This window comes from Syntrophaceae bacterium, assembly GCA_013177825.1.
Classification (GTDB): domain Bacteria; phylum Desulfobacterota; class Syntrophia; order Syntrophales; family PHBD01; genus PHBD01.
This window is the reverse complement of sequence record JABLXX010000001.1, coordinates 99,973-124,731: the sequence shown is the minus strand read 5'-3', so window position 1 is coordinate 124,731 and position 24,759 is coordinate 99,973. Positions and strand designations below refer to the sequence as shown.

Sequence of the window (24,759 nt, the reverse complement as noted above, 5' to 3'; positions counted from 1 at the left end):
AGTTCTTATTTGTGAATATTTATGATTTTTAGTAATAAATGGTACGTCTTCGTCTTGATTCCCTGTCCCAAATCCGCTATGGACGAAACTTCGAGGATACGCAGCCATGCCGAACGAATTCATGAATACGAAGGAAGTGGCCGACTACCTGGATATCCATGAAAAACAAGTTTACGCCCTCATCAAGGCCCGCCGGATCCCGGCAACCCGGGTGACGGGGAAATGGCTTTTCCCGAAGGCGCTGGTCGATGACTGGATCCGGACTCGGGCAGGCGATGGACTCCAGGAGGCCCGCCGGAAGAGCACCCGGATCGAGGGCGCCCTGCTTGCGGCGGGAAGCAACGATCCCGTTCTCGACATGCTTCTGGCGACGCTCAAGGCGTCTCATCCCGAATTCTACATCTTCACGGCCAGCACCGGGAGTGCCGACGGTTTGAAGGCCCTCGGAAAAGGTTATACCGACCTCGCCTGGACGCATATCATCGACCCGGCAAGCGGCGAATACAACACCCCTGCGGCTATTGCACAATACCTGCAGGGAGCAGGCTGGGTGGTGGTTCACCTCTTCAACCGGGAGATCGGCCTGATAACGGCAAAAGGCAACCCTCTCGAGATACGCGGATTCGACGATCTCATCCGGATGCGGGCGCGGATCGTGAATCGCCAGCCTGGTGCCGGCACCCGCATCCTGCTGGACTATCACCTGAAGAAGGCAGGGGCTGAACCGGAGATCCTTCCGGGGTATGACCGGGTGGTTTTCACCCACATGGACGTCGGCCTGACCGTACTTACGGGAGACGCCGACGCAGGAATCGCCTCATCCGCCGTAGCCAGGCTCCTGGGCCTGGAAATGGTTCCCCTGGCCACGGAGAGTTTCGACATGGTCCTCCGGCAGGCCACCTTTTTCAGCATGGGCGTTCAGGCCTTTCTCGAAGGCCTGCAGAGTCTGTCCTTCCAGCGGAGCGTGGAACGGCTGGGAGGGTATGATTTTCACCGTGCAGGCCGCGTTCTGCACACCATCCATTCGGAAAGGAGCTGAATCATGAAAAAATCCGTTTTCTCATTCGTCCTCTTCCTTGTGCTTCTCTTCACCGGGCCGTGTCAGGCGGGAGAGGGCTTCCTTCTTCTGTCCAGCACGATCGGTCCCATCGATTCCGGGATTGTGTCTCTCCTGGAAGACCGCTTCGAGCAGGATACGGGCATCCGGGTCCGTCACGTGGGGGCCGGGACGGGTGCGGCCCTGAAAATCGCCACGAATGGGAACGTGGATCTTGTCATGGTCCATGCCAAGTCCCTCGAGGAGAAATTCATCAAAGACGGATACGGTACAAAGCGGATTCCGTTCATGTACAACGACTTCGTCATCGTCGGGCCGGCCGCGGATCCAGCGGGGATCAAGGGGATGAAAAAGGCCGCCGACGCCCTGAAGGCACTCTCCGCGAAGAATGCTCTCTTCATCAGCCGGGGCGACAAGTCCGGGACTCATGTGGCGGAGATGGTCATTTGGGATCAGGCGGGAATGAAGCCCGCCGGCGCCTGGTATAAAATCTACGAGAAGGGCTCCGAGGGGAACGTCGCCACGCTGCGCTATGCCGATCAGCAGAAGGCTTACACCTTCATCGACCGGGCGACCTACCTGTCCCTGCAGAAGGACATCAAGCTGGCCGTGCTGGTCGAGGGCGACGAGGCGCTTCTGAACTTCATTTCCCTGATACCGGTCAATCCTCAGAAGTTCCCGCAGGTCAACGCCAAAGATGCGGCAACCTTTATCGCCTGGCTGACCTCGCCGGGAAAAGGCCAGCTGATCGTGCGTGACTTCGGCAAGGACAAATACGGCAGCCCGCTGTTCTTCCCCAATTCCGATGAGTGGAAGATGAAAAAATAATCAAATACTCCAAGGAGGTTCATACAATGATGAAACGATCGTATCTGCGGACGGCTTTGCTGGCCGTCGTCCTCGCGCTGGTTCTGGCTGTCGGAATGGCAGGCAACGCCACGGCGGCGCCGGCAACGATGAAGAACCTGATCCTGGCAACGACGACCAGCACCCAGGACTCGGGCCTGCTGGACGTCCTGATCCCCATCTTCGAGAAGAAGACAGGCTACTTCGTGAAGACCATCGCCGTCGGTTCCGGTCAGGCCATGGCGATGGGCAAGAAGGGCGAGGCGGACGTGCTTCTCGTCCATTCGCCTGCCGCGGAGAAGGCTTTCATGGCGGAGGGTAACGGCACGAAACGCACCCTGGTCATGCACAACGACTTCATCGTCGTCGGCCCCCCGGGTGACCCTGCGACAGTCAAGATGTCCAAGAGCGCGGCGGCCGCCTTCAAGCAGATCGCCCTCTCGAAGGCGCTCTTCATGTCCAGGGGTGACAATTCGGGAACCCATGCGAAGGAAAAAGGCATCTGGAAGGCCGCCGGCATCAATCCCGAAAAGGAAACGTGGTACCAGCAGACGGGTCTCGGCATGGGCCAGACCCTGAACGTCGCGGCGGAGAAAAAGGCTTACACCCTGGCGGACCGGGGCACCTACCTGGCCCTGAAGAAGAACCTGGGACTCGATATCCTCAACCAGGGAGACGCCATCCTGCTGAACGTTTATTCGGTGATTCCGGTCAATCCGGCCAAGTTCAAGAAGATCAACGCCGACGGCGCCAAGGCCTTCGCGGACTTCATGGTGGCCCCGGAGACCCAGAAGATCATCGGAACCTTCGGCGTGGAAAAATTCGGATCGCCCCTTTTCTTCCCGGATGCCGGGAAGAAAGAGGAGTCCCTGGGCAAGTAACCGGCTGGAATGCCGCCGCCCGTTTCCCGTGCTGCGGCAGACCCGATCCGGGCTGAATGAAGAACCTGCCCGCCGCGGCGATCGAAGGCGGATCGTCGCGGCGGGTTTCACCATCGCAGAATCCGCAGGTGAATTTTGGACCTGATCCTTGAAGGCATCCGGCAGGCCTTTTACCTTCTCTTTTCGTTTGACCGGGAGGTCCTGGGCATCACCTGGCTCTCCCTCCAGGTTTCCGGAGCGGCCACGGGAATCAGCCTGATTTTCGGTATGTCCGTGGGCACCACCGTCGCCTTGACGGAGTTTCCCGGCAAGCGGCTCGTCATCAGCCTCATCAACACCGGCATGGGGCTGCCGCCGGTGGTCGTGGGCCTGTTCGTGTCGATCTTCCTCTGGCGAAACGGGCCCTTCGGCTTCATGGAGATCCTCTACACACCGACGGCCATCGTCATCGCCCAGGCCATCATCGCCACGCCGATCGTCATGGGAATCACCCTCGCGGCCATCCAGCACCTCCCGAAAAACCTGCGCCTCCAGATCCTGGCCCTCGGGGCCACCCGCCTCCAGATGGTCTGGATGCTCATGAAGGAAGCGAAGCTGCCCCTCCTTGCGGCGGTCATGGCGGGTTTCGGAGGCGTCATCTCCGAGGTCGGTGCCTCCATCATGGTCGGCGGTAACATCAAGGGTTACACACGCGTCCTCACGACGGCCACCGTCATGGAGACGGGCAAGGGCAACTTCGACATCGCCATTGCGCTGGGGATCATCCTGCTGCTCCTGGCCTTCGTCATCAATTCCATCCTTACCGCCATCCAGCAGCAGCAGAGGCCGCGATGAACGATTCCGGAGCCGTCCTTCTGATTCGGGATCTGGAGGTGCGCAGGGGCGGTGTCGCCGTCCTGGACATTCCCGAATTCTGCATCCGGGAAGGCGAGGTCCTGTCCCTCATCGGTCCGAACGGGGCCGGAAAATCGACCCTTCTGCTCGTGCTGGCCTGCCTCCTGCCCCGCCGCAGGGGCGCCCTTTCCTTCCGCGGAGATGCCGTGGAGGCGGGAAACGGCCTTCTGGAATACCGGCGGAGAATCGCCATGGTCTTCCAGGAGCCATTGCTCTTCGACGGAACCGTCGAGTCCAACGTGGCCTCGGGCCTCAAGCTCCGGGGGGCAGACCGCGACGTCATCCGCCGGACCGTTACGGAATGCATGGAGCGCTTCGGCATCGGACATCTGACGGGGCGACATGCCCGGAAGCTCTCCGGCGGGGAGGCCCAGAGGACGAGCCTGGCCCGGGCCTTCGCCGTGGAACCGGAGATCATCTTTCTCGACGAGCCCTTTTCTTCCCTCGACCCGCCCACCCGGGAAGGTCTGATGGACGACCTGCAGCGGATCCTCCGGTAAACGAAAACCACCGCTGTGATGGCCACCCACGACCGCGTCGAGGCCCTTCGCCTCTCCGACCGGATGGCGATCATGAAACAAGGGGGAATCGTTCAGGTCGGCGCCCCCGAGGAGGTCATGAACCATCCCCTGGACGAGTTCGTCGCCTCCTTCGTGGGCGTGGAAACGGTTCTTGGCGGTGAAATCGCCGGGACAGGGGCGGGAACGGTGACCGTGCAGATATCCGGCGGCCGGATCGAGGCAGTCGGAATCGGACGGATCGGGGATCCGGTCCTGTGCTGTATCCGCCCGGAGCAGGTCACCCTGTCTACAAACTTCCCGACAGGCGGAGCAAGCGCCCGGAATGTTTTCCATGGAAGGATCGCGAATGTCGTTCCCATGGGCCTTTTCTACAAGGTTCTGCTGGACTGCGGATTTCCGATCACGGCATACGTGACGGCCTCGTCCGTGGAAGACCTGACGCTTGAAGAGGGGAGCGCCGTCGACGCCTCCTTCAAGGCCACGGCGGTCCACCTGATCCGGAAATAGAAACTTGACCTGCCCCTCAACGTTTCCAGTTTTATGTTAGGATAACGGCATAAGACTGGATTCGCGAGGAGGGCAGGATGAGTCGAAAGCGATTTATGGCGGAGCAGATCATCGAATATCTGCGGGAAGCGTGTGTGAAGATTTCCCAAGGTGCTCTGCCAGCTTGATCTTGTCAGACGTCTTCATGAAGTCGCCCCAACGGCCTTTCCGTCAACAAGCTGATCCAGGTATTCCGAAAGACCGTAGCCGACCTTCCCTCGACACTTCCACTCCGTCATGCCTTCGGAGATCCGCGTTGCCAATGTTTCTCCTTCCGGAGAAACACGCTGATTGCGCAAAGGCAGGAGGGAGAGGACATTTCCATCGATTTCGTAAGTATCGTTCGCCGTTCTGGCGGTAATGAGAAGCCGTTTGTGGTAACGATCTTCTCCCATCCACTCCGTCTGAATATCATTGTCTTTGATCAAATCGTAGCGGCCTTCGGTGAACACCATGCCGGAACGCACTTTCGTGCCGTCGCGCATTGCAATGAGGCTTATCATGAAGCCGAAATCGGCGCCGAAATTCGCCGTCATCCAGCGATAATACCATATAGATTGCCAGTAGCGAGGCCCCCATGAGTGGTCCCGCACGCCGAAACCGTCGATTTGCCAACTCCGGTCTCCTATACGGATGTCCCCTTTTCCCGCTACATGCTGTTCATAGTGTCTCCGGGCGAAGTTTACCATTTCCGCATGTTCACTTAGTTTCTTTTCTTCCATGGGCTCTCCGCCGAACATGGGAGATAGGCCAATATATTCCAACCGCACAGAGCAATCGAGATAAGGATTCTCAGCAAAGGCTTTCTTGGGGTTGTTCATCTCCAAGGGATTGCTAAGAAGGAGCACCTTTCCATCATAGGTGATGGAAAGTTTCTTGAAGGGTTCCAAAGCTTCGAATTTCATCCCGCCGGCGTCAAATGCTTCATTCCCCACTATCTTTGGACGGTTGAACATGAAGGCCACACTCCCGTCGGGGAGGTAGAGACATATTGTCGTCTCGGCATATCCCTCGTTCGGGCGATTTCCGATTCGGAAGAAACCACCCACTTTTTTTTCTGCATCAAAAACATTGAAGTACATGCTTTCGTTAAAATTCTTTGCTTCTTCAACAGGATGCATATACTCATCGCTGGGTTCCAACTTCCACATAATTTCTTGCTCCTTTATTAGTATTCTTCATCTTTTCCTTCTGCCGATCCCCCACATCAATCAAGGGACTCCTTCGCTCTTCACCTCTACCGAATCTCGGGGCTCATAGAACAGGGCAAAAAGAGAAGGGATAAACTCCAAGCTAAGCGGTTTTGCCGGTGTTCAATACACTCAACTATTTGTCATGATCCGGCGAAGAACCGACGCGGGTTCTCGTTGAGCATGGACTCTACTTGGTCAGCTTTCACACCAGCTTTCTCCAGTATAGGCAGGACATCCTCAAAGAGATGGGTTGGTTTCCAGTTCGGCATGACAATCGATATGATAGCCGATACTCCTTGCCTCCCCAGCCAATAATTTACCCAATCATGGGAGATCATTATCTGCGAGGTATACCCCATGCCCAACAGACCGATCAGGCAGGCCTCACGCCGGGAATCCTTGGGTGTTCCGGCAATTCCCTCGATGCCGAATCGGTCAAAACCGATGTACACGCCTTTTTCGAGAATGGAGAGCAGGTATTCCATGTTCGTACTGCCGCAAATATGACCGATCATGATCCGCTTAGGGTCCACCCCCGCTGACAAAAGAAGATCCGTTTGTTCGAGACCTTGAGTGCCCTCCTCCGTATGTGTCACGATGGGGATGCCTTCTTCCTGAGAGACCAAGGCCGCCGCCTTAAAGAACATCCGTTCATAATCGGTGATAATCCCTTTGCTCGATGCGAGCTTGAGAACTCCTGACTTAATTCTTGTCGCCCCGATTCCTTCAGTGGTCTCTTTCTTAAACACATCATAAATCTGTTTTACACCGTCTCCGAATTTGCTCCATGCCTTGAAATAAGGGCTGGCACCCTCTGCTTCCGAGTAGTAACCCGATGCACAGATGATGTTCAGACCGCTCTTTTCTGCAATTTCCTTAAGGAGGGTGGGATTGCGCCCCATATCGTTTGGAGTTGCATCCACAATAGTTTTAACACCATGTGCTTTGACTTTTTCAGCCATTTGCAGACCGGCCTGGATACATGCTTTATAATCGAATTGGCCAGCGACGCTGGCATCCCCCTCCCATCCGGGATAACCGAACAAGAAATGCTCATGGATTAATGTCTTTCCCAGACTGGCGACATCTATGGGGCCGGCGACTGACTGTATCGTTTTCATGGTTTCCCTCAATTTATATGCTTTTTAATTCTTTTTTGATGAGTTTTCCTCCTGGGTTCTTGGGCAATAACTGATCCGTGAATACGACGTAATCCGGAACCTTGTAACGGGCAATGCGGCTGCGGCAGAAGTCCTTTATCTCGTCTTCGGTCACCGTTTCACCGGGGAGGGGAAACACGACAGCCTTGATCTTTTCACCCAAGACGTTGTCTGGAACCCCGACGACACCGACCTCGAGCACCTTCGAATGTTGACTGATCAGGTTCTCCAACTCCACACAATAGACGTTTTCACCTCCCCGGATGATCATGTCCTTAGCTCGGTCTACAAGGTAAGTGTAACCATCATCATCCATGTATCCGAGGTCGCCCGTGCGGAACCAGCGGCGTCCTTCTTCGTCGAGGATGAAGCTCTTTGCCGTTTCATCAGGAAGATTCCAGTAGCCCGGACTAATCCCCGGACTAGCAGCCAAGATCTCGCCAGTCCGTCCGCGTGGGACGTCCTGCAGATTGCTGTCTGTGATCCTCAACATGGTGTTGCCCAACGTCCCGCCAACACTTCCCGCTTTCTTGATAAGGATGTCCCAGTCCCCCCCCAGTAACGTGAGCCAGCCAAGGGAAGTGCCTTCCGTGAATCCATACCCGTTCCCCACACGGGCATCCGGAAAATCCTTGAACAGTTCCTTGAAGAGTTCTGGTGGCATGGGAGATCCGCCCTGCATTATGTATTTTAGGGACTTAGCCTTTACCATTTCTGGGTAGCGTGGTTGCATCCGCATGAGCCAGAACATAGCCGTAACGATGATCATGAAATTGATCTTTTCATCGATGATTAGGTCCACGGCCTCTTTGGCTTTGAACATCGGTATGACTATGGAGGAGGCACCAAGGAGGGTGAAGTTCACGAGCGAATGGAGCGTAGTCACATGGAAGAAGGGGGTCAGAATTAACTGCCGCCATTCTTCAAAGGGTGCGTTATAGATGTGCGTGGCGCAGTTTATGCCATTTAGTGCATTATTGATGAGGCCCCGGTGTGTGATGATTGTTCCCTTGGGACGGCCCGTCGTCCCCGAGGTATAAAGCAGGCTGCAAATGTCTCGTTCGCTAACATCGGCAATCACTTCCCGTAAGGCCTTTTTTTCCATCAATTGTGAAAACGCAACCGCCCCATCAGCAGCATCACCTTCCGCAATAAAAATATGCTGAAGCCCGGTCAATGAACTGACAACTCTTTTCATGTCATCCCAAAGGCGGGCCTCGATGACCAATGCAACGCACCCGGCATCCTCCAGCTGGCGCTGTGCTTCCTCGGATGCGAGTCGTGCGTTTATAATAACCGATATAGCACCGATCTGAGACAGCGCCAGGTAGGCGACAAAAGCTGCGGGCACATTGTTCATCATTAAGGCGACACGGTCACCCTTTTGCACGCCGTAATCCTGACTCAGGCAAAAAGCGACGTTGTTAACGACGGAGTTGAAGTCGTTGTAAGACCAGCGCAGGTTGTTTTCGGGGAAATACCACATTTGCTTATTCCCGTACTTGGCCACACCAGCCTTCATAAGTTCCGTAAGGGTTCCGTATCGGCAGGCCCAGACATCCTGAATTTCACCTTCATATTTTACCGTGATGACACCCGCCTTTGGCCATTGGAGCGGTGGCATCACAGTATCTTTTTGACCTTTATTAGACATGGATTCTCCCTCCTTGTGGGAATGATGATGTAATTGGCCTTATTGAATCATTATTAAAAATACGATGATTTTGTTCCTTGTTCCTATCGTCCATAATGCCGGAAAGTGCCCACACACCACACATGTCTCACTGCTCAACACATCCCGTCTTCTGGCTTTGCACTTCTGGTCAATCACCCCCTCCCATACGGCATGTTTTTCTTAAAGATCGGATTGAGCGATGACTTTTTGGGCCGCTTCCTCCAAGGCGTGGACGCCGATCACAATCGGTTTGAAGCGCACATCTTTCGTCTGACCGTGGTAAAAGCGGTAATAGATTTGTTGGATGATGACAGACAGGCGAAAGAGACCGAAGACGTGATAATAATCGATATGTTCGATGGAAATGCCCATTTTCTCGCAGTATCGCTCCACGAGTTCCTTCCGCGTCATGGCGCCTTCCATTTTATTTGTTGGGGTAACACTGACTGCTTGGAGGATGGGTGGATCATCGCGGTCGACCCAAAAGGCCAAGGTCCCGCCTAGATCCATGAGAGGATCACCAACGGTTGCCATTTCCCAGTCCAGGACACATTGGACTTCAATGGGAGGCTGGTCTGGCTTGAGGAGGATGTTGTCCAACTTATAATCGTTATGAATAACGGAGACGATACCGCTGTCACCTGGCATCTTGTCCGCCAACCAGGTCATTACTTTCTCATAGTCAGGTGCATCGGGCGTTCTGGCCTGACGGTAGCGTTCGCTCCAACCTTCAACCTGTCGCTGTACATATCCTTCAGGCTTCCCGAAATCTTCCAGGCCGGCCCGGATGTAATCCACCTTGTGAAGAGCCACGTGTACGTCGAGAATGTTCTCACAAAGCTTCCGGGCCTGATCTGGTGTGTACGCAAGCCCAGGCGGCAGTTCTTTCCTCAGTAAGACACCTTTCAGTCGCTCCATAACAATAAATGGACAGCCGATTACGGATTCGTCCTCACAAAACAGGAGAGGTCTCGGACAATATGGAAACACAGGCTTCAACTGCTTGAGGACTCGGTATTCACGACCCATGTCATGGGCACTTTTTGCTTTTGTACCGAAAGGCGGTCGGCGGAAGACAAGTTCCCGTTCGCCAATTTTGATGAGATAGGTTAAATTGGAAAAGCCTCCGGGAAACTGCGACACTTCAAGCTGCCCGTCCAGCCCTGGAATGGAATCCTTAAGGAAGGCCTCTACGCGTTTTACCTCGAATCCTTCTCCTTCGCGAACCGCTTTTGTTTTGTCGGTACAATCCATGCCTTACCCTCCCTGTTCTGTTTCAGTGAACCTTGACTTTATTATTCCTTTTCCCCCGATGAGTTACCATTTCCTAAAAGGAGACGAATGCGTGCTCATTCCGGTGTGGCTGGTGACAGCAGTACATAACTATCGACAATTGCCGTTACAAATTGGGCGTATGCCTCAACTGTGATTTTACGTTGCCGGTATTTCCATGGTTTCAAGTACCAGTCCTGCAAGAGAGCCTTAATCGCTGCCGCTGTGAGCACTGTATCCACTGAATGAAACTGCCCTCTTATGCAGCCCTCATCAAGGATGTCAGTGAAGAGCTTTTCCGTGAACAACTCCATCTCCATAGATTTCTTTTGAGCCTCTTTTTTCAGATACCTTGTCTCCATGTAGACGAAATAAAACAAACTTCGCATCGCCTCACTCAGGTAGACATGTGTCTGGATAAGTTTGTGAAGCTTTTCATGTGGATCGGAGACTTCAGCGATCGCCTCAGTCAAGATCCGAGTAATGATCCTGTATCCAACGCGAATGATATCCAGGAGATCATTTTTGCTACTGATAAAAGAATACAGCCCCCCCATGCTGAGACCTGTCGCACGGCTCAAATCACGCACGCTCATAGCTTTGAATCCCTTCCGATTGCTGATTTCCACGGTCGATTCAAAGATTTTCAGCATATTCTTCACGGCTGTCCTTTGCTTCTTGACCCGGACTAGATCACGATTTTCCCGGATAAAGTCAGTGCAAATCTCTTCCATCGACAGGTCAATCAATTTTCGGAATTCATCGAAGGTCATCGCGCAGCGCTCCTGATGCAATGAGTGGGGATAAGGACACCCCTCAAAGTTTTGTGTCTCTCTTAATCAATCTTTGGCTGAGAGTCAAGATAAAACGAGCGCTCGCTCTATTATACTATTTAATATACTGTTTTTATTCATATATATTACAGTTGTCATTATTATTGATCAGCACATGAGCCGCATTTTTTGTCTGCCGGGTTCCGCGAACCGGTTCCTCTTTTGTGACCTTCCCGCCTCCAAACGAATCCATTTTTCATATTATGATGGGGGCATAGATCTGGATCATGCAGGAGGTCAGGATAGGAAGCGATTTACTGGGGGCGGAGCAGATCATCGGGCATCTGCGGGAAGCGTGTGTGAAGATGTCCAAGGGGGCTCAATGTGCTTCAGACTTCCGGGAGATGGGGATCGCGGAGCAGACGTATTATCGTTGTCGCCTGGAATACGGCGGGATAAAGGTGTATCAGGCCCGTCGTCCGAGGGATCTGGGGATTGAATACAAGCGCCTGAAAAAGGCGGTGGCGGATCTGTCGCTGGACAAGCTGATCCTGAAGGAGGCGCTGGAGGGAAAGGATTACGTCCCGACAGATGAAGATGTTGCGTGGAACACGTCCGGTCGGAGCCGGACGTTTCCGAGTGGCGTGTCTGTCGGGCGATTGGTTAGCCAAGGTCGACCCGGAGGCGGCCTGATTCGTTTCCGGATGATGAGGAATGACTGCGGGCGGAGATTGTCCGGCCAGCCGGCAGATATGGTCGTTACGGCTACCGGATGATCACGGGTCTTTTACAAGGGGAGGGATTCCGGGTCAACCACAAGCGGGTGGAGCGGATCTGGAGGGAGGAAGAACGGAAGTTTCCCAAGAGACAGCGGAAGCAGGGCCGCCTGTGGCTCAATGACGGTTCTTGTGTTTGCCTTCGACCGACACCAGGTGCTGATTGAGCGATGGAGGGTGGAATTCGGCACGGTCAGGCTGCACAGCTCATTGAATTATCGTCCTCCCGCAGCGGAAGCATGGCTCCATTGAGGGGCATCCAGAGGCAGAAAATGATCTCTAAGTGTGGTACGTGGTTCGAGGGCAGGTCATGAGAGCAGGACCAATATCGACGAACGGGATTCAAACGGGGAAGATTTGACGGGTTGTGCCGAACACGCAACCACTATGCAACCAGACGAAAAAAGAGGGTTACGAAATACAGCGTAACCCCTTTGTATTATTTGGAGGCGGCAACCGGATTCGAACCGGTGAATAACGGTTTTGCAGACCGCTGCCTTGCCACTTGGCTATGCCGCCGGAAATGACTGGAGCGGGCGAACGGATTTGAACCGTCGACGTCTACCTTGGCAAGGTAGCACTCTACCACTGAGTTACGCCCGCTCTTGTTTTGTGGTGCCGGACTATAACAGATAAAAAGTCTTTGTCAATAAAAAATCATCCCGGGAAAACGGCCCTGACGGGCCATGGATAAGCGATAGCGCGCCCCGACAACCTGACCCATCACTCTTCAATGTACCGGGTGAACCCCGTGCCGGGAACGCCGCCACCTGCTCCGACATCCACTTCGAACGCGCCTATTTCTAGCGGTCACTCAGCCGGTCCCCGAACCGCTCCAGCACAAACCGGCGTGCCTCGTCGGCATGCCCGATTTCTCCAGCCAGTTGAGCATCCTCGACGGCGGTGAGGATTTCACGAAACAGGGGTCCCGGTGCAAACCCCAGCCCGATCAGATCCCGGCCGTCGATCAGGCGGGGAGGATGAAGGTCCTCCCGGCTCAGTTCGGCCAGCTTTCCCCGACAGAAGTCGAATGTATCCAGCATGCCATGGCTGCCGAGGCAATCCAGCCTGTGCAGTTCGAGGTGAAGCGGAAAATCCGGTCGGCGGAGGAGCCGTTTGAGCGTGCCGGGCCTCATCTCGCCCACCGACATGAAATGCATGTGATACCGGATCAGCTCCAGGACCGCATCGGCGTCCTGATTGGAAAACCGGAGCCGCCGCAGGATGCCTTCCGCCAGCCTCATTCCCTCGCGGACATGGCCGTAAAAATGGATACCCCGCTCGTCCTCCGTCCGCGTGACCGCCTTCCCGATGTCATGCAGCAGCGCGGCCCAGGCAAGCCGGCCGTCGCCCCGGCCGTTCTCCGCGCGCGGGAGCAGTTCCAGCATCTTGAGGACATGGGTCCAGACGTCTCCTTCCGGATGGAAACGCGGCGGCTGGGACACACCGGCCAGGGCATCCACCTCCGGCAGCAGCCGTGCGAGAAGCCCCAACTCCGCCAGCAGCTCCATCCCCCGGCGGGCGCCGCGGCTGACCAGGATCTTCGTCAGCTCCTCCCGAACCCGCTCGCCGCTGATGCGGACGATGGATCCGGCTCCCGCGCGGACGGCATTGAATGTCTCGGGATCGATGGAAAAATCGAGTACGGCGGCAAAACGAACCGCCCGCAGCATCCTGAGGTGATCTTCGGCGAAGCGGTCCGCCGGGGCTCCGATGGTCCGGATCAGCCGATCGCGAAGGTCCGCCAGGCCTCCGATGTGATCCGCTATGCAGCCCGTTTCCGGCTCCATGAGAAGGCCGTTCACGGTGAAATCGCGCCGCAGCACGTCCTCACGGGCATCGGCGAACCGGACCCGGGAAGGCCTCCTGCCGTCCAGGTATCCTTCCTCGGTGCGATAGGTCGCCACTTCGAAAGGCAGGCCCTCCTCCACCACCATGACGACGCCGAACCGGGCTCCCAGGGGAACCGTCCGGGTGAAAAGGGACTGCACGTTCTCCGGCGTTGCGGAGGTGACGATGTCGATGTCTTCCGGTTCCGTTCCGAGCAGGAGGTCGCGGACGCAGCCGCCCACGAAAAAGGTTTCGAATCCCGCCTCCTTCAGTCTTTTCGCAATGGCCAGGGCGACGGTTCTCAGCCGGTCTTTTTCCTCCCGGGGCTCTTCATTCATCCGTGTCCGGCAGGTCTTCCGACAGGGGATTGAGCCCCTGGCGGCGGCGCCTGCGGCCGACCCAATATGTCGCGCCAAAGACGACCACGAAAACAAGCGGCACCACACCCAGCAGAAGATCTAGGAACGACTCCGCCGCGGCCAGGATGAGAACCGAGGCGGTGACGATCATGCCGGCGATGATGAACCATATCGATCCTTCCTTCATGATTCCTCCCGATGGATCTTCCCTGCCCTGCCCATCCGGACGGCGCAGAATTCACCACACATGGTGCAGCCTTCCTCATCGGCACTCCGGCTCGTTTCCAGCATGGCCCTGCTCTTGTCCGGATCGATGGAGGCGCCGATCTGTCCTTCCCAGTTCAGTTCCCTGCGGTACCTCGCCATGCTCCGATCCTTCTCCCAGGAGCCGGGGAGCCCCTTGGCAAGGTCCGCGATATGGGCCGCAATGCGGGAGGCCATGATTCCTTCCCGGACGTCCTCGAGGGTCGGAAGCCGCAGATGCTCGGACGGAGTCACATAGCAGAGGAAATCCGCTCCCGCGGCTCCGGCGATGGCCCCGCCGATGGCCGATGTCAGGTGATCGTAACCCGGCGCGATGTCCGTCGGCAACGGACCCAGCACATAGAAAGGTGCACCGTTGCAGAGCCGCTTCTGGAGTTGAATGTTCGCCACGATGTCCTGGATCGGCACATGGCCAGGCCCCTCGATCATGACCTGTACGCCCCGGTCGCGGGCCCTTTTCGCCAGTTCTCCCAGGAGAACCAGTTCCTGGATCTGTCCGCGATCCGTTGCATCGGCCAGGCAGCCCGGACGCAGGCCGTCGCCCAGGCTGAGCACCATGTCGTAGCGCCCGGCGATCTCGACGAGCCGATCATAATGCTCGAAGAGAGGATTTTCCAGCCCGTTCATCTCCATCCAGTGGGCCGTCAGCGATCCGCCCCGGCTGACGATGCCGAGCAGCCGCCCCTGGGCCTCGACAGATGCGACGCTGCGCCGCGTTACGCCGCAGTGGACGGTGATGAAGTCAACGCCGTCCCGGCCGTTTTCCTCGATGGCCTCGAACAGGTCCTCCCCGCTCATGTCGACGAAGGACTTCCCCTGCTCCAGCATCCGGGCGGCGGCCTGGTAGATGGGAACGGTCCCGATGGCCAGCGGCGACGCCTCCAGGATGGCTTTCCGTATCACCCGGATGTCCCCGCCGGTGGAAAGGTCCATGACCGTGTCCGCCCCGGCCTCCACGCAGATCCGGACCTTTTCCAGCTCCGCCGCCACGTCCGCCCGGTCCTTCGACGTGCCGATGTTGGCGTTGATCTTCGTCCGCAGGCCCCTGCCGATCGCCAGGGGCTTGATTCCCTTGTGGAAGGCGTTTCGCACCACCACGATCGTCCCCTCTTCCATGCCGCTCCTGAGGATTTCGGGATCGACCCCCTCCACCTCGGCGCAGATCTTCATCTCTTCCGTGATTTGTCCGCTCCTGGCGGCCTCGAGCTGTGTCATGATGCTTCTCCTTCCTCTTCCTTCCGTCTCTCCAGAAGCGGCGCCAGGTGGTTCGTCGGGCCGTTGCCGCCTCCGAGCCGCAGGCTGTGGCGGATCGCCGACGTGATATACCGTTTCGCTTCCGCCACCGCCTGCTCGACGGATTGCCCCTTCGCCAGACCGACCGTCAGCGCGGCGGAAAACGTACAGCCGGTCCCGTGGGTATCCTTTGTCCGGAGTCGCGGAGTCCGGAACAGGCGGCATTCGCCGTTCTCGTAGAGCAGATCCACCGCATCGCCCTCCAGGTGCCCGCCCTTGACGACGACGCTTCGGGCTCCCATTCCGGCGATGGCCTCCGCGGCCCGCTTCATGTCTTCCGTCCCCCGGATGTCGATCCCCGTCAGGACCTCCGCTTCGGGAATGTTCGGGGTGATCACGCGGGCCAGGGGAATCAGTTCACGGATAAGAGCGTTCCGGGCGGCGGCCTCCATCAGCGAGGCACCGCCCTTGGCGACCATGACCGGATCGACGACCAGCCGATCGATGTCGTATTCCCGAACCTTCGCCGCCACCATGCGGATAATCGACCTTGAAGCGATCATCCCCGTCTTGGCGGCGTCCACCCCGATGTCCCCCGCCACGGCGTCGAACTGGGCCGCCACGAAGGACGGCGGCACCTTGTGAATTCCCCAGACTCCGCGGGTGTTCTGGGCCGTCAGGGCGGTGATCACGCTCATTCCGAAGCCGCCCAGGACCGTAATCGTTTTCAGGTCCGCCTGAATCCCCGCGCCGCCCCCGGAGTCGGAGCCGGCGATCGTCAAGACGCGTACAATGCCCATCTGTTCAGTCTCCTGCGGGGAAGACCCCCGCCTCGAAATAGCGAATGACAAGAAGCGCCCCCTTGCGGACCCGGATCACTCCCCGGGCGGCGAGAAGACGGTTGCTGACTCCATAAGGTTTCCCGGGCTTCATTGTCGCCCCGTCCAGGGGGTATTCGAATCCTTCCAGGGTAATTCCCTCCGCCGCATCGCCGAGAGGAAAGACGGAAACCGTCTGTCCCGGCTCCCCTTCCAGGATTTGCATGTCCCGGACGAGGAAGGCCTCGCAGAAGGGATCCATCAGGCGGACGTCGAACCCCGATGCGGCCTCGCAGGCCAGAAGCGACAGGTTGGCCAGGGTGTGGTCCAGCCTTCGTCCCAGGGCGCCGAAGATCCAGACGGCGTCGGGTTTCATGCCCAGGGCCTCTGCCAGCGCCAGTTCCGTATCTGTTTCGTCCTTCTCCCGGGAATGCCGGAGGAACCGGCACCCCTTGTCAAAAAAGTAGCGTGCCGCTTCGTCGTCCAGGGAATCCATGTCGCCGACGATCGCCTCGGGAATCACGCCCAGTCCGTAAGCGTGACGAGCACCGCCGTCGGCGCAGAGGATCGCCGCAGGACCGATCGAAGCGATTCTCTCCCGGAGAAACTCCGGGTCCGGAATGGGCCCCCCCGACAGAATGAAAACGATTCGCCCCATGCTTCACCAACCTGAAAAGCTGGTCCACAAAAAACAACGGGGCCATCCCCTGCTCCGCGGGATATGGCCCCTTCCGTTCGTCCTATCTCCGCTCCCTACGCTGGCATGATCCAGGTCAGGTTCAAAGGGTATTCTCTCAGCCTCTGCGGCACCCCCGTATGTCGAGTCGAAATCCTAATCCCCTTTCCGGAAAAAAGCAACCGGGTTTCAAAGCATTTACGGAATGTTAAAGACCAGGCGGGCGTTCCTCGAAGTCGCCTCCGCAACTTCCTCCAGGGAGAGTCCCCGGATCTCGGCCACCTTGCGGGCCGTGAACAGGACATGGGCCGGCTCGTTCCTCTTGCCCCGGTGGGCCTGGGGGGTCAGATAGGGACAGTCCGTCTCGACGAGCAGCCGCTCCAGGGGGATCTGTCGGACCACCTCCGCCAGTTTGTCGTTCTTCGGGTACGTAACCGGACCGGCAATGGAAATGTAATACCCCCGGGAGACGCATTCCTGCGCCATGACGGCATCTCCGGAAAAGCAATGGATGACAACCGGCTTTTGCCCCTTCCAGGTCCGCAGCGTCCTCAGCGTCTCGCGATGGGCCTCCCGGTCGTGGATGATCACCGGCAGGTTCAATTCCGCTGCCAGTTCAAGCTGCTCGGAGAAGCGGCGGAGCTGGACCTCCCGGGGAGAACGGTTCCGGAAAAAATCGAGGCCGATCTCCCCGTAGGCGACGACCTTCGGTTCTTCAGCCAGTTTCCGGATCTTCCGGTAGGTCTCGTCGTCGATGCTGCCGGCGTCATGGGGGTGGATCCCGATGGCGGCGTATACCTCCCTGAACTTCGCGGCGATGGCGACGGCCTTCCGGCAGTCGCGGAGGTTCGTCCCCACGGTGACCATGGTCGAGACACCGCTCTCCACGGCCCGCCGGACGACCTCCTCCCGGTCGGGATCGAAGTCTCGCATCTCGAGATGGGCATGCGAATCAATCAGCATGGGAGACCTTGCCGCCGGGCTTGCGTTTTTCATCCAAGCGCACCTTGACATACTCGGCCTTGTCCGCCACGTCCGGGAGCGCCGCCAGCCCCTTGGCCAGTTCCTCCTCGGTGATTTCCCGGTTCCGGATCTTCTGCTCGATGATTCTCCTGTCCATTTCTCCCTTCACAAGCGCCTTCTTGATCATGCAGTTTCACCTCCTGCGATGCATGTGTCCTCTTTCGACCGGACGGCCGATTCCCCGTTTTCCCGGGACAATCAGACCGTCCCCCGGGTCCTCCGCTCCCGCTCTTCGCAGCGGACGGGAACGCTCTTTTTCGGGTGCTCCTAAAGCAGATCGGGTTTTCCTGTCAATGTCTTTGTCTTTTCTCCTAAAGAATCCAGACGGTTATTCATTCTCGCCCGTGATCGGCTTGACTCCTTCCCGCCCTGTGCCCTAAGATGCGCCCATTTCGAGACGGAAAGGCATGTATGGTCCCGAACCGCAACAGCGTCACCATCTTCACCGACGGAGCCTGCCTGGGAAATCCCGGACCGGGAGGCTGGGGCGTCGTTCTTCTTTCCGGCTCGCACCGGAAGGAGCTGTCCGGCGGCTGCCGGCTGACGACGAACAACCGCATGGAGCTCCAGGCGGCCATCCAGGGTCTCCAGGCCCTTAAGAAACCGTGCGAAGGCACACTCATCACCGATTCACAGTACGTCTTCAACGGCATCGACAAAGGCTGGGCCAGGCGCTGGAAGGAGAAGAACTGGATGCGCACCCGGCGGGAAAAGGCCCAGAACGCCGATCTCTGGCAGGAACTCCTGGACCTGTGCGAACGCCATCGGGTCCGCTTCCAGTGGGTTCGCGGTCACGCAGGGAACGTGGAAAACGAACGGTGCGACCGCCTCGCCCAGGAAGCGGCCCGGCTGCCCAACCTGCCGCCAGACCCGGGTTACCGGCCCTAGCCGAAGGGGACAGAATCCAGTCCGTCCCCTTTTCCCCTTCATTACACCGCCCGCAGGGCGTCTACGATGTTCAGTCGGGCGGCCCGGAACGCCGGCAGCACACCCCCCACAAAGCCCATCCCCAGGGAAAAGAGCATCGCCTCGACTGCAATGGCGGGACTCAGGGTGAAGGAAAAGGCCAGCTCCGCGAAGGTCTGGAAATTCATCGTGGAGACCGAAACAAACTGCATGAAGGAGGCAAAGAACAGCCCCACGGCGCCGCCCAGGAAACCGAGGAGCAGCGACTCCACCAGGAAGGCCAGGACGATGCTCCGCCGCTGGAATCCCAGCGCCCGGAGCGTCCCGATTTCGGCTGTCCGGTTCGCCACGGCCGAGTACATGGTGATCATGGCCCCGATGACGGCCCCCAGGGAAAAGATGACCGTGAGCGAGAGGCCAAGGATCCGCAGGAACTTGGCCATCGCCTCCGACTGGTCCAGGTAGTAGCGGGTCTCCCGCCTTGCCTCCAGGGTCAGGCGCGGATCTTTTTCGATCCTTGCCTTCATGGCGTCGAACCCGGCGGAGTCCCGCAGCTTGAACAGAACGGACGAATACACGGGCCTCCGGAAGGCCTGCATGAACTGGTCGACGTCCCCCCAGATCTCCGAGTTGAATCCGGTCGTCCCGGCGTCGAAGATCCCCACGATCCGCCAGTTCCGGAGCCCGCAGCAGAGGGTCTCGCCCATCCCGACGCCCCGGAAACCCCGGACGATCCCCATTCCCGCCATGACCTCCGTGGTTCCCATGCGGGGAAGCCGCCCCGCCACGATCTTCACTTGGGGACGCAGGGCCGGGGAGGCCTCCATGATCCCCCGGAGGACCACGTTCGACTTCTGCCCCGTGTCCCGCTTCGGCAGGGCGATCAGGACGACGAGTTCCTTGACGAGCAGTCTCCTGCCGTCGGACCCGACCGCCACCTCCGGCTGGACCTCCACCACGGAAGCCTGCTGCCTGTCCACGCCGCTCATGACCTCGGATCCCGATCCTTTCCGGATGACAACCACGTTGTCGTAGGAACCCGTCTCCACGAGGGTCTTCTGGAGTCCTTCGGCCAGCATCAGGATCGTGGCGAATACGAAGACCACCAGTGCCATGCCGGAGACGGTCAGGACCGTCGTGAGGCGCCGTGTCCAGAGATTCCGGAAGCTGTACGAAAGGGGAACCGCCATTATCCGATCCTCCGGAGCCCGTCGGCGATGCGGATCCCGATGGCCGTTCGCGTGGGAACGATGCCTGCGACACCCGCCACCAGCAGGGCCGCCGCCACGTCCAGGACGAGTGTCGATGAGGAAACGTTGAAGACGGGAAAGAAATTCGGCAGGCTCTCCGTAAACGCCCGCGCAACGGGATACGTCAGGGCCATCCCCAGAGCGCACCCCGTCAGTGTAATGACCAGAGCCTCGCCGAAGATCAAGGCGGCGATGTGGCGGCCGCCGAAGCCCAGGGTCTTGAGAATGGCGTAGTCGCCGATGCGCTCCCGCGTCGTCATGGCCATCGTGTTGGCCACCACGGCCATGATGATGACAATGATCACGATGGAGACAAGCTGGATGGCCATGACGATGGTGGAAGTCATGGATATGAAACCCAGGTTGAAGGCCTTCTCCGTTTCCGTCAGGGTCTCTGCCAGTGAGTTCCGGAAGGTTTCGTCAATCGCCGAGGACACCTCCGCAGCCAAGTCCGGATGGGTCACGCCGATCATGTAGAACCCTACCTGGTCGGCCCTCCCGGGGAATTTGCGCCGCATCGTCTCGTTCAGGTAGTCCCAGTGGAAGAAGAACTGGGTCTCGTCGATGGTCTTGTCCCGGCCCCGGTAGATGCCCCGGAGGACGAAGTCCCAGTTGCCGGGGTAGATCACGCCCCGGAGCGTAACCGTATCCCCGGGCTTCCATCCGAACTGGGCGGCGATCTTGCGCCCCGCCACGAACCCCTTCCGGTCGCCCAGAAAGGACTTCAACTGGTCTTCCGGAAGAATGAATTCCGGGTAGAGGTCCAGGTACGTCCGGGCGTCCACGGCGAAATTCGGGAAGAAGTTCTTCTCCTCGATGTAGATGCCGCCGAACCAGTTTCCCCAGGAAACACCGCGGACGCCCGGGATTTGGCGTATCTTCTCCTTGTAGGAAAGGGGGAGCGGGAAGACGAGGGAGACGGCGTTCCGGGTCACCAGGCGGGCCGCCGAGGCGGCCTCCACGCCGGCGTACCAGGCGGAGACGACGGTCCGGAGGAGGCCGAAGGCCAGGATGGCAACGGTGATGCCCAGGATCGTGAGCCCCGTCCGGAGCCGGTTCCGGAACGCGTTCCTAAAGAGGATGCGCAGGATCATCGTCGCTCAGCACCCCCTTGTCCAGATGCCGGAGAACGCCCGCCCGCTGGGCGGCCCGGGGATCGTGGGTCACCATGATGATGGTTTTCCCGAGCTGCCCGTTGAGCCGCGCCATCAGGTCCAGGATCTCCGCCGCCGAGACCCGGTCGAGGTCCCCTGTCGGCTCGTCCGCCACGAGCAGGGACGGATCCGTGACGATGGCCCGGGCGATGGCCACCCGCTGCTGCTCGCCCCCGGAGAGCTGTCCCGGGTAGTGGTCCAGGCGGTGGGAGAGGTTCACCAGGTCCAGGCACATCCGCGCATGCTCCCGCCGCTCCCGCTTCGAAAGGCCCGAGAGGTGCAGGGGAAGCTCGACGTTTTCCAGGGCGGTGAGGACGGGGATCAGGTTGTAGAACTGGAAGATGAAGCCCACGGATCCGGCCCGCCACGCCGCCAGTTCCGTCTCCGAGAGGACCGTGATCTCCACGCCGTCAACGAGGATGCTGCCGCTGTCGGCCCGGTCGATCCCGGCGATGAGGTTGAGGAGGGTGCTCTTGCCCGATCCGGAAGGCCCCATGAGGGAGAGGAATTCACCGTTCCGGATGTCAAAGGAGATGTCGTACAGAACCGGAACTTCGAGGCTTCCCCGGCGGTAGGCCTTGCAGAGATCGCGGATCCGGACGATGGGCGGGCTGTCGGTCATTTCTCGGCAACACTGATGCGGGACCCGTCCCGGAGCCGCCCTGGAGGTTTCAGGATCACCCGGTCCCCCGTCTGAACTCCGCCGGTCACCTCGACCATGTCCCCCAGGGCCTCCCCGGTCCCGATGATCGCCTGTTTCGCCCGGTCGCCCCGGACGATGAAGACGATCCGCTTCCCCTCTTTCTCGATCACGGCGGTGCGGTGAACGGCAAGACGCGGTTTTTCTTCCCCCTCCGCAACCGGCCGGGAAAGGAAGGCCACCTTGGCGCTCATGTCCGGAAGGAGCCGGTCGCCCGGTTTCAGGAAACGGACTTTGACCATGACGGAGGCCTTGCTCCGGTCGACCGTCGGAACGATGGTGTGGACCGCTCCGGGGAAACGCATCTCCGGGATGGCGTCCAGGCTGATTTCGCAGGGCTGGTCCGGCTTGACCCGTCCGATGTTGGACTCCGAGACGTCCACTTCCACGAGCAGGGATCCCAGGTCGGCGATGGTCACCACGGCGGCCTTGGCATTGGCCGCCGCCCCGAGGGGCGTGACGATGTCGCCGATGTCGGCGTTCTTGGTCAGCACGACGGCGTCGAAGGGCGCCCGGATGAGAGTATAATCCAGGGCCGATTCCGCCCCCCGGAGACCCGCCTCGGCCGCCCGGACCGTGGCCTCCGCGGAGGCCACGGCGGCCTCGGCCCGGCGCATTCTCGTCTCCGCCAGATCGTAGGCCGACCTCGATACGGCTCCCGTCTCGACCAGGCGCCGGTTCCTTCCATAGTCCCGGTTCGCCTCATCCCGTTCCGCCCGGACCTGTTCCAGGTTCGCTCGGGCAACATTCCGATTGGCCGCAGCCTGATCCTTCGCCGCGAGTACATCCTCATTTTCGAGCCGGGCGATGACCTGGCCCTTCCGTACGCGGCTTCCCTCCTCGACCATGAGTGCAACCAGCCGTCCGGTGGCTTTTGATGCCACCGCCGCTTTCCGCTGGGCCACTACATAACCGCTGGCGTTGAGGACCGTCAGGCTCTGGGAAGGATAAACCTGCGAGACCGCGGCCGTCTCCACCGTGACGGACGGCGTCAGGACGCCCAGAGCATAGAGGATGCTCGCTCCCACCATCAAAACCGCCACGACGGCTGCGGCAGTCCACTTGCGGGATCCCGTCAGGGGCTGTTTTTTCCGGGACTTGTCGATTTTCAGCCCGGAAAGGTCATCCTGGGCCATGTTCCCCTCCCCTTCCCAGAAGCGGATTCGCAGCTTTCTTCCTGGCCTTCTCGATGAGCATGAACCGGTCCGCCGCCTGCATGATCAGGGTCAGGTCCGCCCCCTTCTGTCCCGTGTCCATGCCCATGGAAATGCTCAGCGCGGGACCGGCATGCACGCGGTTATGCTGATCCAGGTTACTCCGGATGCGGTCGATGACGGAGGAGGCGACGTCGTGATCCGATAATGGAAGGAGAGCCGCGAATTCGTCCCCGCCGATCCGGGCCAGGACGTCCTCCGCCCGCATGGAATCCTGCAGAACCCGGGCGGCCCGTCTCAGGAGATCGTCTCCGGCAGCATGCCCCTCTTCGTCGTTCATTCTTTTCAAGCCGTCCAGGTCGGCCATGATGATGCTGACGGGGAAGGACCGGCCCCTCTGCATGCGACTCAGCTCTTCCTCGAAATAAGCCCGGTTATAGAGATCCGTGAGAACGTCATGGGAGCTCAAATAGCGAAGCTGCGCCTCCACACCCTTCCGCTCCGAGATGTCCATGGAATTCCCGAGAATGGCGGGTCGCCCGCGGAACCGGATCGGTGTGACGGTTTCCATGATCCAGCAGGTTTCCCCCGTCTTCGTGCGGATCCGGAACTCATAGGGGGCAGAACGCAGTCCTTTGAGCATGTCCTGGGCAAATTGCCGCAATCGCTCCCGGTCTTCCGGAAGGACCAGGTCCGCAGCGCTCGTACCGACCAGTTCCTCCGGGTGATACCCCGCATAGGAGGCGGCATTTCGGTTCAGGTAGCGGAAAAATCCGTCCTGGACAACGTAAACGCCGGCAAACGAGCGCTCCGCCAGCGTCCGGTATCGTGCTTCACTCTCGCGCAGTTCGCTCTCCACCCGTTTCCGCTCCGAGATGTCCCTGGCGGCCCCACGGAATCCGATGGGATTCCCTTCGGCATCCCGTTTCAGGAAAATGGCCGCTTCCACCATGAGGGTCCGGCCGTCTCTTCGCTTCATGACCCATTCCGACGTCCGTTCCGGGAGTCCCGTCTTGAAAACACGGTTGAAGATTGGAAACACCTGCGGGGCTGCCTCCTCGCCGAGGAACATCCGGTAATTCGCCCCCTTCAGCTCCTCCTCGCTGTACCCGGCATACTCAGGAAGCACGCGGTTGAAAAAGGTCAGGTTCCCTGCCAGGTCGACCTCGAAATAAACCTCGTCCATGGCCTCCAGGATGGTCCGGTATTTTTCCTCGCTTTCCTGAAGGGCCTGTTCGATCTGCCGTCGCGCCGTCAGGTCGTGGATCGTTTCGATGGCGCCCCGGATATTTCCGCCGGCATCGTAGAGGGGAGCTGCGTTTCCGAGGAAGTACATCCGGGCGCCTCTCATATTCGGCATGTATGACTCACCGATGAGACGCCCTTCCTCGGTCCTCACCAGGCCGCCGTATGTTCCCTCCCATTCGCTTCCGGGATGGAGAATGAAATCGATGAGGATGGGACGCCGTTCACCGTACAAGGCGATCGAATATTCATGGTCGCCCTTTCCGATCATCTCCCCGGCGGCGATTCCGGTCAGCTCCGACATGGCCCGGTTCCAGGCCACAACGGTGCCGTCCCGGTCGATGGCGAACGTCGGATCGGGAAGGATATCGACGAGGCTTCCCAGATCCCACTTTTCACTGCCAATCCCGGGAAATGAATCGGGAGATACGGAAAGGGAGGGCCTGCCGGATTTCGGAAGGGACTCCCTTCTCCGCGAGGCCTTGTTGGACGGCTTTTTTCCGGGGGGATTCCTGTCTCTCATGTGCCGGCTTTCCTGAACTGGAATTGCGCT

The 24,759-nt window shown here is 58.9% G+C and carries 24 protein-coding genes, 2 tRNA genes, 1 pseudogene and 1 riboswitch; of the genes and pseudogenes, 8 read left to right on the top strand and 19 right to left on the bottom strand.

All coding sequences use genetic code 11. The annotated features are described in order from the left end of the window. The first annotated feature begins 106 nt into the window (after positions 1-106). From HPY65_00615 to HPY65_00595, 5 genes and pseudogenes are all read left to right on the top strand, one after another. The gene (locus HPY65_00615; protein NPU82960.1) at positions 107-1,039 is read left to right on the top strand and encodes a helix-turn-helix transcriptional regulator; all 933 of its coding nucleotides are present in this window, start codon (positions 107-109) and stop codon (positions 1,037-1,039) included. Between the two features lie 3 nt (positions 1,040-1,042). Next, entirely contained in the window at positions 1,043-1,885 is an 843-nt protein-coding gene (locus tag HPY65_00610) for a solute-binding protein (GenBank protein ID NPU82959.1), read from the top strand. Between the two features lie 26 nt (positions 1,886-1,911). Further along, a complete protein-coding gene (locus HPY65_00605) occupies positions 1,912-2,784 on the top strand; it encodes a solute-binding protein (protein NPU82958.1) in 873 nt (290 codons plus the stop codon). A 135-nt stretch (positions 2,785-2,919) separates the two neighbouring features. Beyond that, on the top strand, positions 2,920-3,618 hold the full coding sequence (locus tag HPY65_00600) for an ABC transporter permease (protein NPU82957.1): 699 nt from the start codon (positions 2,920-2,922) through the stop codon (positions 3,616-3,618). Further along, a pseudogene (locus HPY65_00595) lies at positions 3,615-4,706 on the top strand (ABC transporter ATP-binding protein). Before HPY65_00600 ends, HPY65_00595 begins: the two are co-directional and overlap by 4 nt. A gap of 182 nt (positions 4,707-4,888) precedes the next feature. Here the strand turns inward: HPY65_00595 and HPY65_00590 are convergent. The 5 genes from HPY65_00590 to HPY65_00570 form a co-directional block, all read right to left on the bottom strand. Then, complete coding sequence (locus tag HPY65_00590) at positions 4,889-5,896, bottom strand: hypothetical protein (GenBank protein ID NPU82956.1); 1,008 nt, start codon at positions 5,894-5,896, stop codon at positions 4,889-4,891. Positions 5,897-6,078: 182 nt separating this feature from the next. Then, positions 6,079-7,059 carry a phosphotriesterase-related protein gene (locus tag HPY65_00585; protein NPU82955.1) on the bottom strand — a complete coding sequence of 327 codons (981 nt, stop codon included), beginning with the start codon at positions 7,057-7,059 and terminating at the stop codon, positions 6,079-6,081. Between the two features lie 13 nt (positions 7,060-7,072). Beyond that, complete coding sequence (locus HPY65_00580; GenBank protein ID NPU82954.1) at positions 7,073-8,752, bottom strand: acyl--CoA ligase; 1,680 nt, start codon at positions 8,750-8,752, stop codon at positions 7,073-7,075. 201 nt (positions 8,753-8,953) lie between these two features. Continuing rightward, positions 8,954-10,027: a phosphotransferase family protein gene (locus HPY65_00575; GenBank protein NPU82953.1), complete on the bottom strand. Its 1,074-nt coding sequence runs from the start codon at positions 10,025-10,027 to the stop codon at positions 8,954-8,956. Between the two features lie 95 nt (positions 10,028-10,122). After that, a complete protein-coding gene (locus HPY65_00570; protein NPU82952.1) occupies positions 10,123-10,779 on the bottom strand; it encodes a TetR/AcrR family transcriptional regulator in 657 nt (218 codons plus the stop codon). 326 nt (positions 10,780-11,105) lie between these two features. Between HPY65_00570 and HPY65_00565 the strand changes: the two genes are divergently transcribed. Beyond that, positions 11,106-11,594, top strand: a complete 489-nt coding sequence (locus HPY65_00565) for a hypothetical protein (protein NPU82951.1) — start codon at positions 11,106-11,108, stop codon at positions 11,592-11,594. Beyond that, positions 11,591-11,761, top strand: a complete 171-nt coding sequence (locus HPY65_00560) for a hypothetical protein (protein NPU82950.1) — start codon at positions 11,591-11,593, stop codon at positions 11,759-11,761. The genes HPY65_00565 and HPY65_00560 overlap by 4 nt, the downstream gene beginning before the upstream one ends. Positions 11,762-12,038: 277 nt before the next feature. On the opposite strand, the gene HPY65_00555 is transcribed toward HPY65_00560, so the two are convergent. From HPY65_00555 to HPY65_00515, 9 genes are all read right to left on the bottom strand, one after another. Continuing rightward, positions 12,039-12,113, bottom strand: a tRNA-Cys gene (locus HPY65_00555). A gap of 9 nt (positions 12,114-12,122) precedes the next feature. Further along, positions 12,123-12,197: transfer RNA gene (locus tag HPY65_00550), tRNA-Gly, on the bottom strand. Between the two features lie 200 nt (positions 12,198-12,397). Next, on the bottom strand, positions 12,398-13,762 hold the full coding sequence (locus HPY65_00545) for an HD domain-containing protein (protein NPU82949.1): 1,365 nt from the start codon (positions 13,760-13,762) through the stop codon (positions 12,398-12,400). Beyond that, entirely contained in the window at positions 13,755-13,970 is a 216-nt protein-coding gene (locus tag HPY65_00540) for a hypothetical protein (protein NPU82948.1), read from the bottom strand. Before HPY65_00540 ends, HPY65_00545 begins: the two co-directional genes overlap by 8 nt. Continuing rightward, positions 13,967-15,262: a phosphomethylpyrimidine synthase ThiC gene (gene thiC, locus HPY65_00535; GenBank protein NPU82947.1), complete on the bottom strand. Its 1,296-nt coding sequence runs from the start codon at positions 15,260-15,262 to the stop codon at positions 13,967-13,969. The genes HPY65_00540 and thiC overlap by 4 nt, the downstream gene beginning before the upstream one ends. After that, positions 15,259-16,080: a bifunctional hydroxymethylpyrimidine kinase/phosphomethylpyrimidine kinase gene (gene thiD / locus HPY65_00530; protein ID NPU82946.1), complete on the bottom strand. Its 822-nt coding sequence runs from the start codon at positions 16,078-16,080 to the stop codon at positions 15,259-15,261. Before thiD ends, thiC begins: the two co-directional genes overlap by 4 nt. Positions 16,081-16,084: 4 nt before the next feature. After that, the gene (locus HPY65_00525) at positions 16,085-16,756 is read right to left on the bottom strand and encodes a thiamine diphosphokinase (protein ID NPU82945.1); all 672 of its coding nucleotides are present in this window, start codon (positions 16,754-16,756) and stop codon (positions 16,085-16,087) included. A 75-nt stretch (positions 16,757-16,831) separates the two neighbouring features. Continuing rightward, a riboswitch (TPP riboswitch) is annotated at positions 16,832-16,922 on the bottom strand. Positions 16,923-16,972: 50 nt separating this feature from the next. Continuing rightward, positions 16,973-17,737 (bottom strand): TatD family hydrolase, encoded by a 765-nt coding sequence (locus HPY65_00520; protein NPU82944.1) that lies wholly within the window; start codon positions 17,735-17,737, stop codon positions 16,973-16,975. After that, the gene (locus HPY65_00515; GenBank protein NPU82943.1) at positions 17,727-17,924 is read right to left on the bottom strand and encodes a hypothetical protein; all 198 of its coding nucleotides are present in this window, start codon (positions 17,922-17,924) and stop codon (positions 17,727-17,729) included. Before HPY65_00515 ends, HPY65_00520 begins: the two co-directional genes overlap by 11 nt. Positions 17,925-18,208: 284 nt before the next feature. Between HPY65_00515 and rnhA the strand changes: the two genes are divergently transcribed. Further along, positions 18,209-18,685 carry a ribonuclease HI gene (rnhA, locus tag HPY65_00510; protein NPU82942.1) on the top strand — a complete coding sequence of 159 codons (477 nt, stop codon included), beginning with the start codon at positions 18,209-18,211 and terminating at the stop codon, positions 18,683-18,685. A gap of 41 nt (positions 18,686-18,726) precedes the next feature. Here the strand turns inward: rnhA and HPY65_00505 are convergent, their stop codons facing one another. From HPY65_00505 to HPY65_00485, 5 genes are read right to left on the bottom strand one after another with little or no spacing between them, the layout of a single operon-like run. Beyond that, complete coding sequence (locus HPY65_00505; GenBank protein ID NPU82941.1) at positions 18,727-19,893, bottom strand: ABC transporter permease; 1,167 nt, start codon at positions 19,891-19,893, stop codon at positions 18,727-18,729. Then, positions 19,893-21,047 (bottom strand): FtsX-like permease family protein, encoded by a 1,155-nt coding sequence (locus HPY65_00500; protein NPU82940.1) that lies wholly within the window; start codon positions 21,045-21,047, stop codon positions 19,893-19,895. Before HPY65_00500 ends, HPY65_00505 begins: the two co-directional genes overlap by 1 nt. Continuing rightward, entirely contained in the window at positions 21,025-21,729 is a 705-nt protein-coding gene (locus HPY65_00495) for an ABC transporter ATP-binding protein (protein ID NPU82939.1), read from the bottom strand. Before HPY65_00495 ends, HPY65_00500 begins: the two co-directional genes overlap by 23 nt. Continuing rightward, positions 21,726-22,943: an efflux RND transporter periplasmic adaptor subunit gene (locus tag HPY65_00490; protein ID NPU82938.1), complete on the bottom strand. Its 1,218-nt coding sequence runs from the start codon at positions 22,941-22,943 to the stop codon at positions 21,726-21,728. Before HPY65_00490 ends, HPY65_00495 begins: the two co-directional genes overlap by 4 nt. After that, entirely contained in the window at positions 22,930-24,729 is a 1,800-nt protein-coding gene (locus HPY65_00485) for a PAS domain S-box protein (GenBank protein ID NPU82937.1), read from the bottom strand. The genes HPY65_00490 and HPY65_00485 overlap by 14 nt, the downstream gene beginning before the upstream one ends. Positions 24,730-24,759 lie beyond the last annotated feature (30 nt).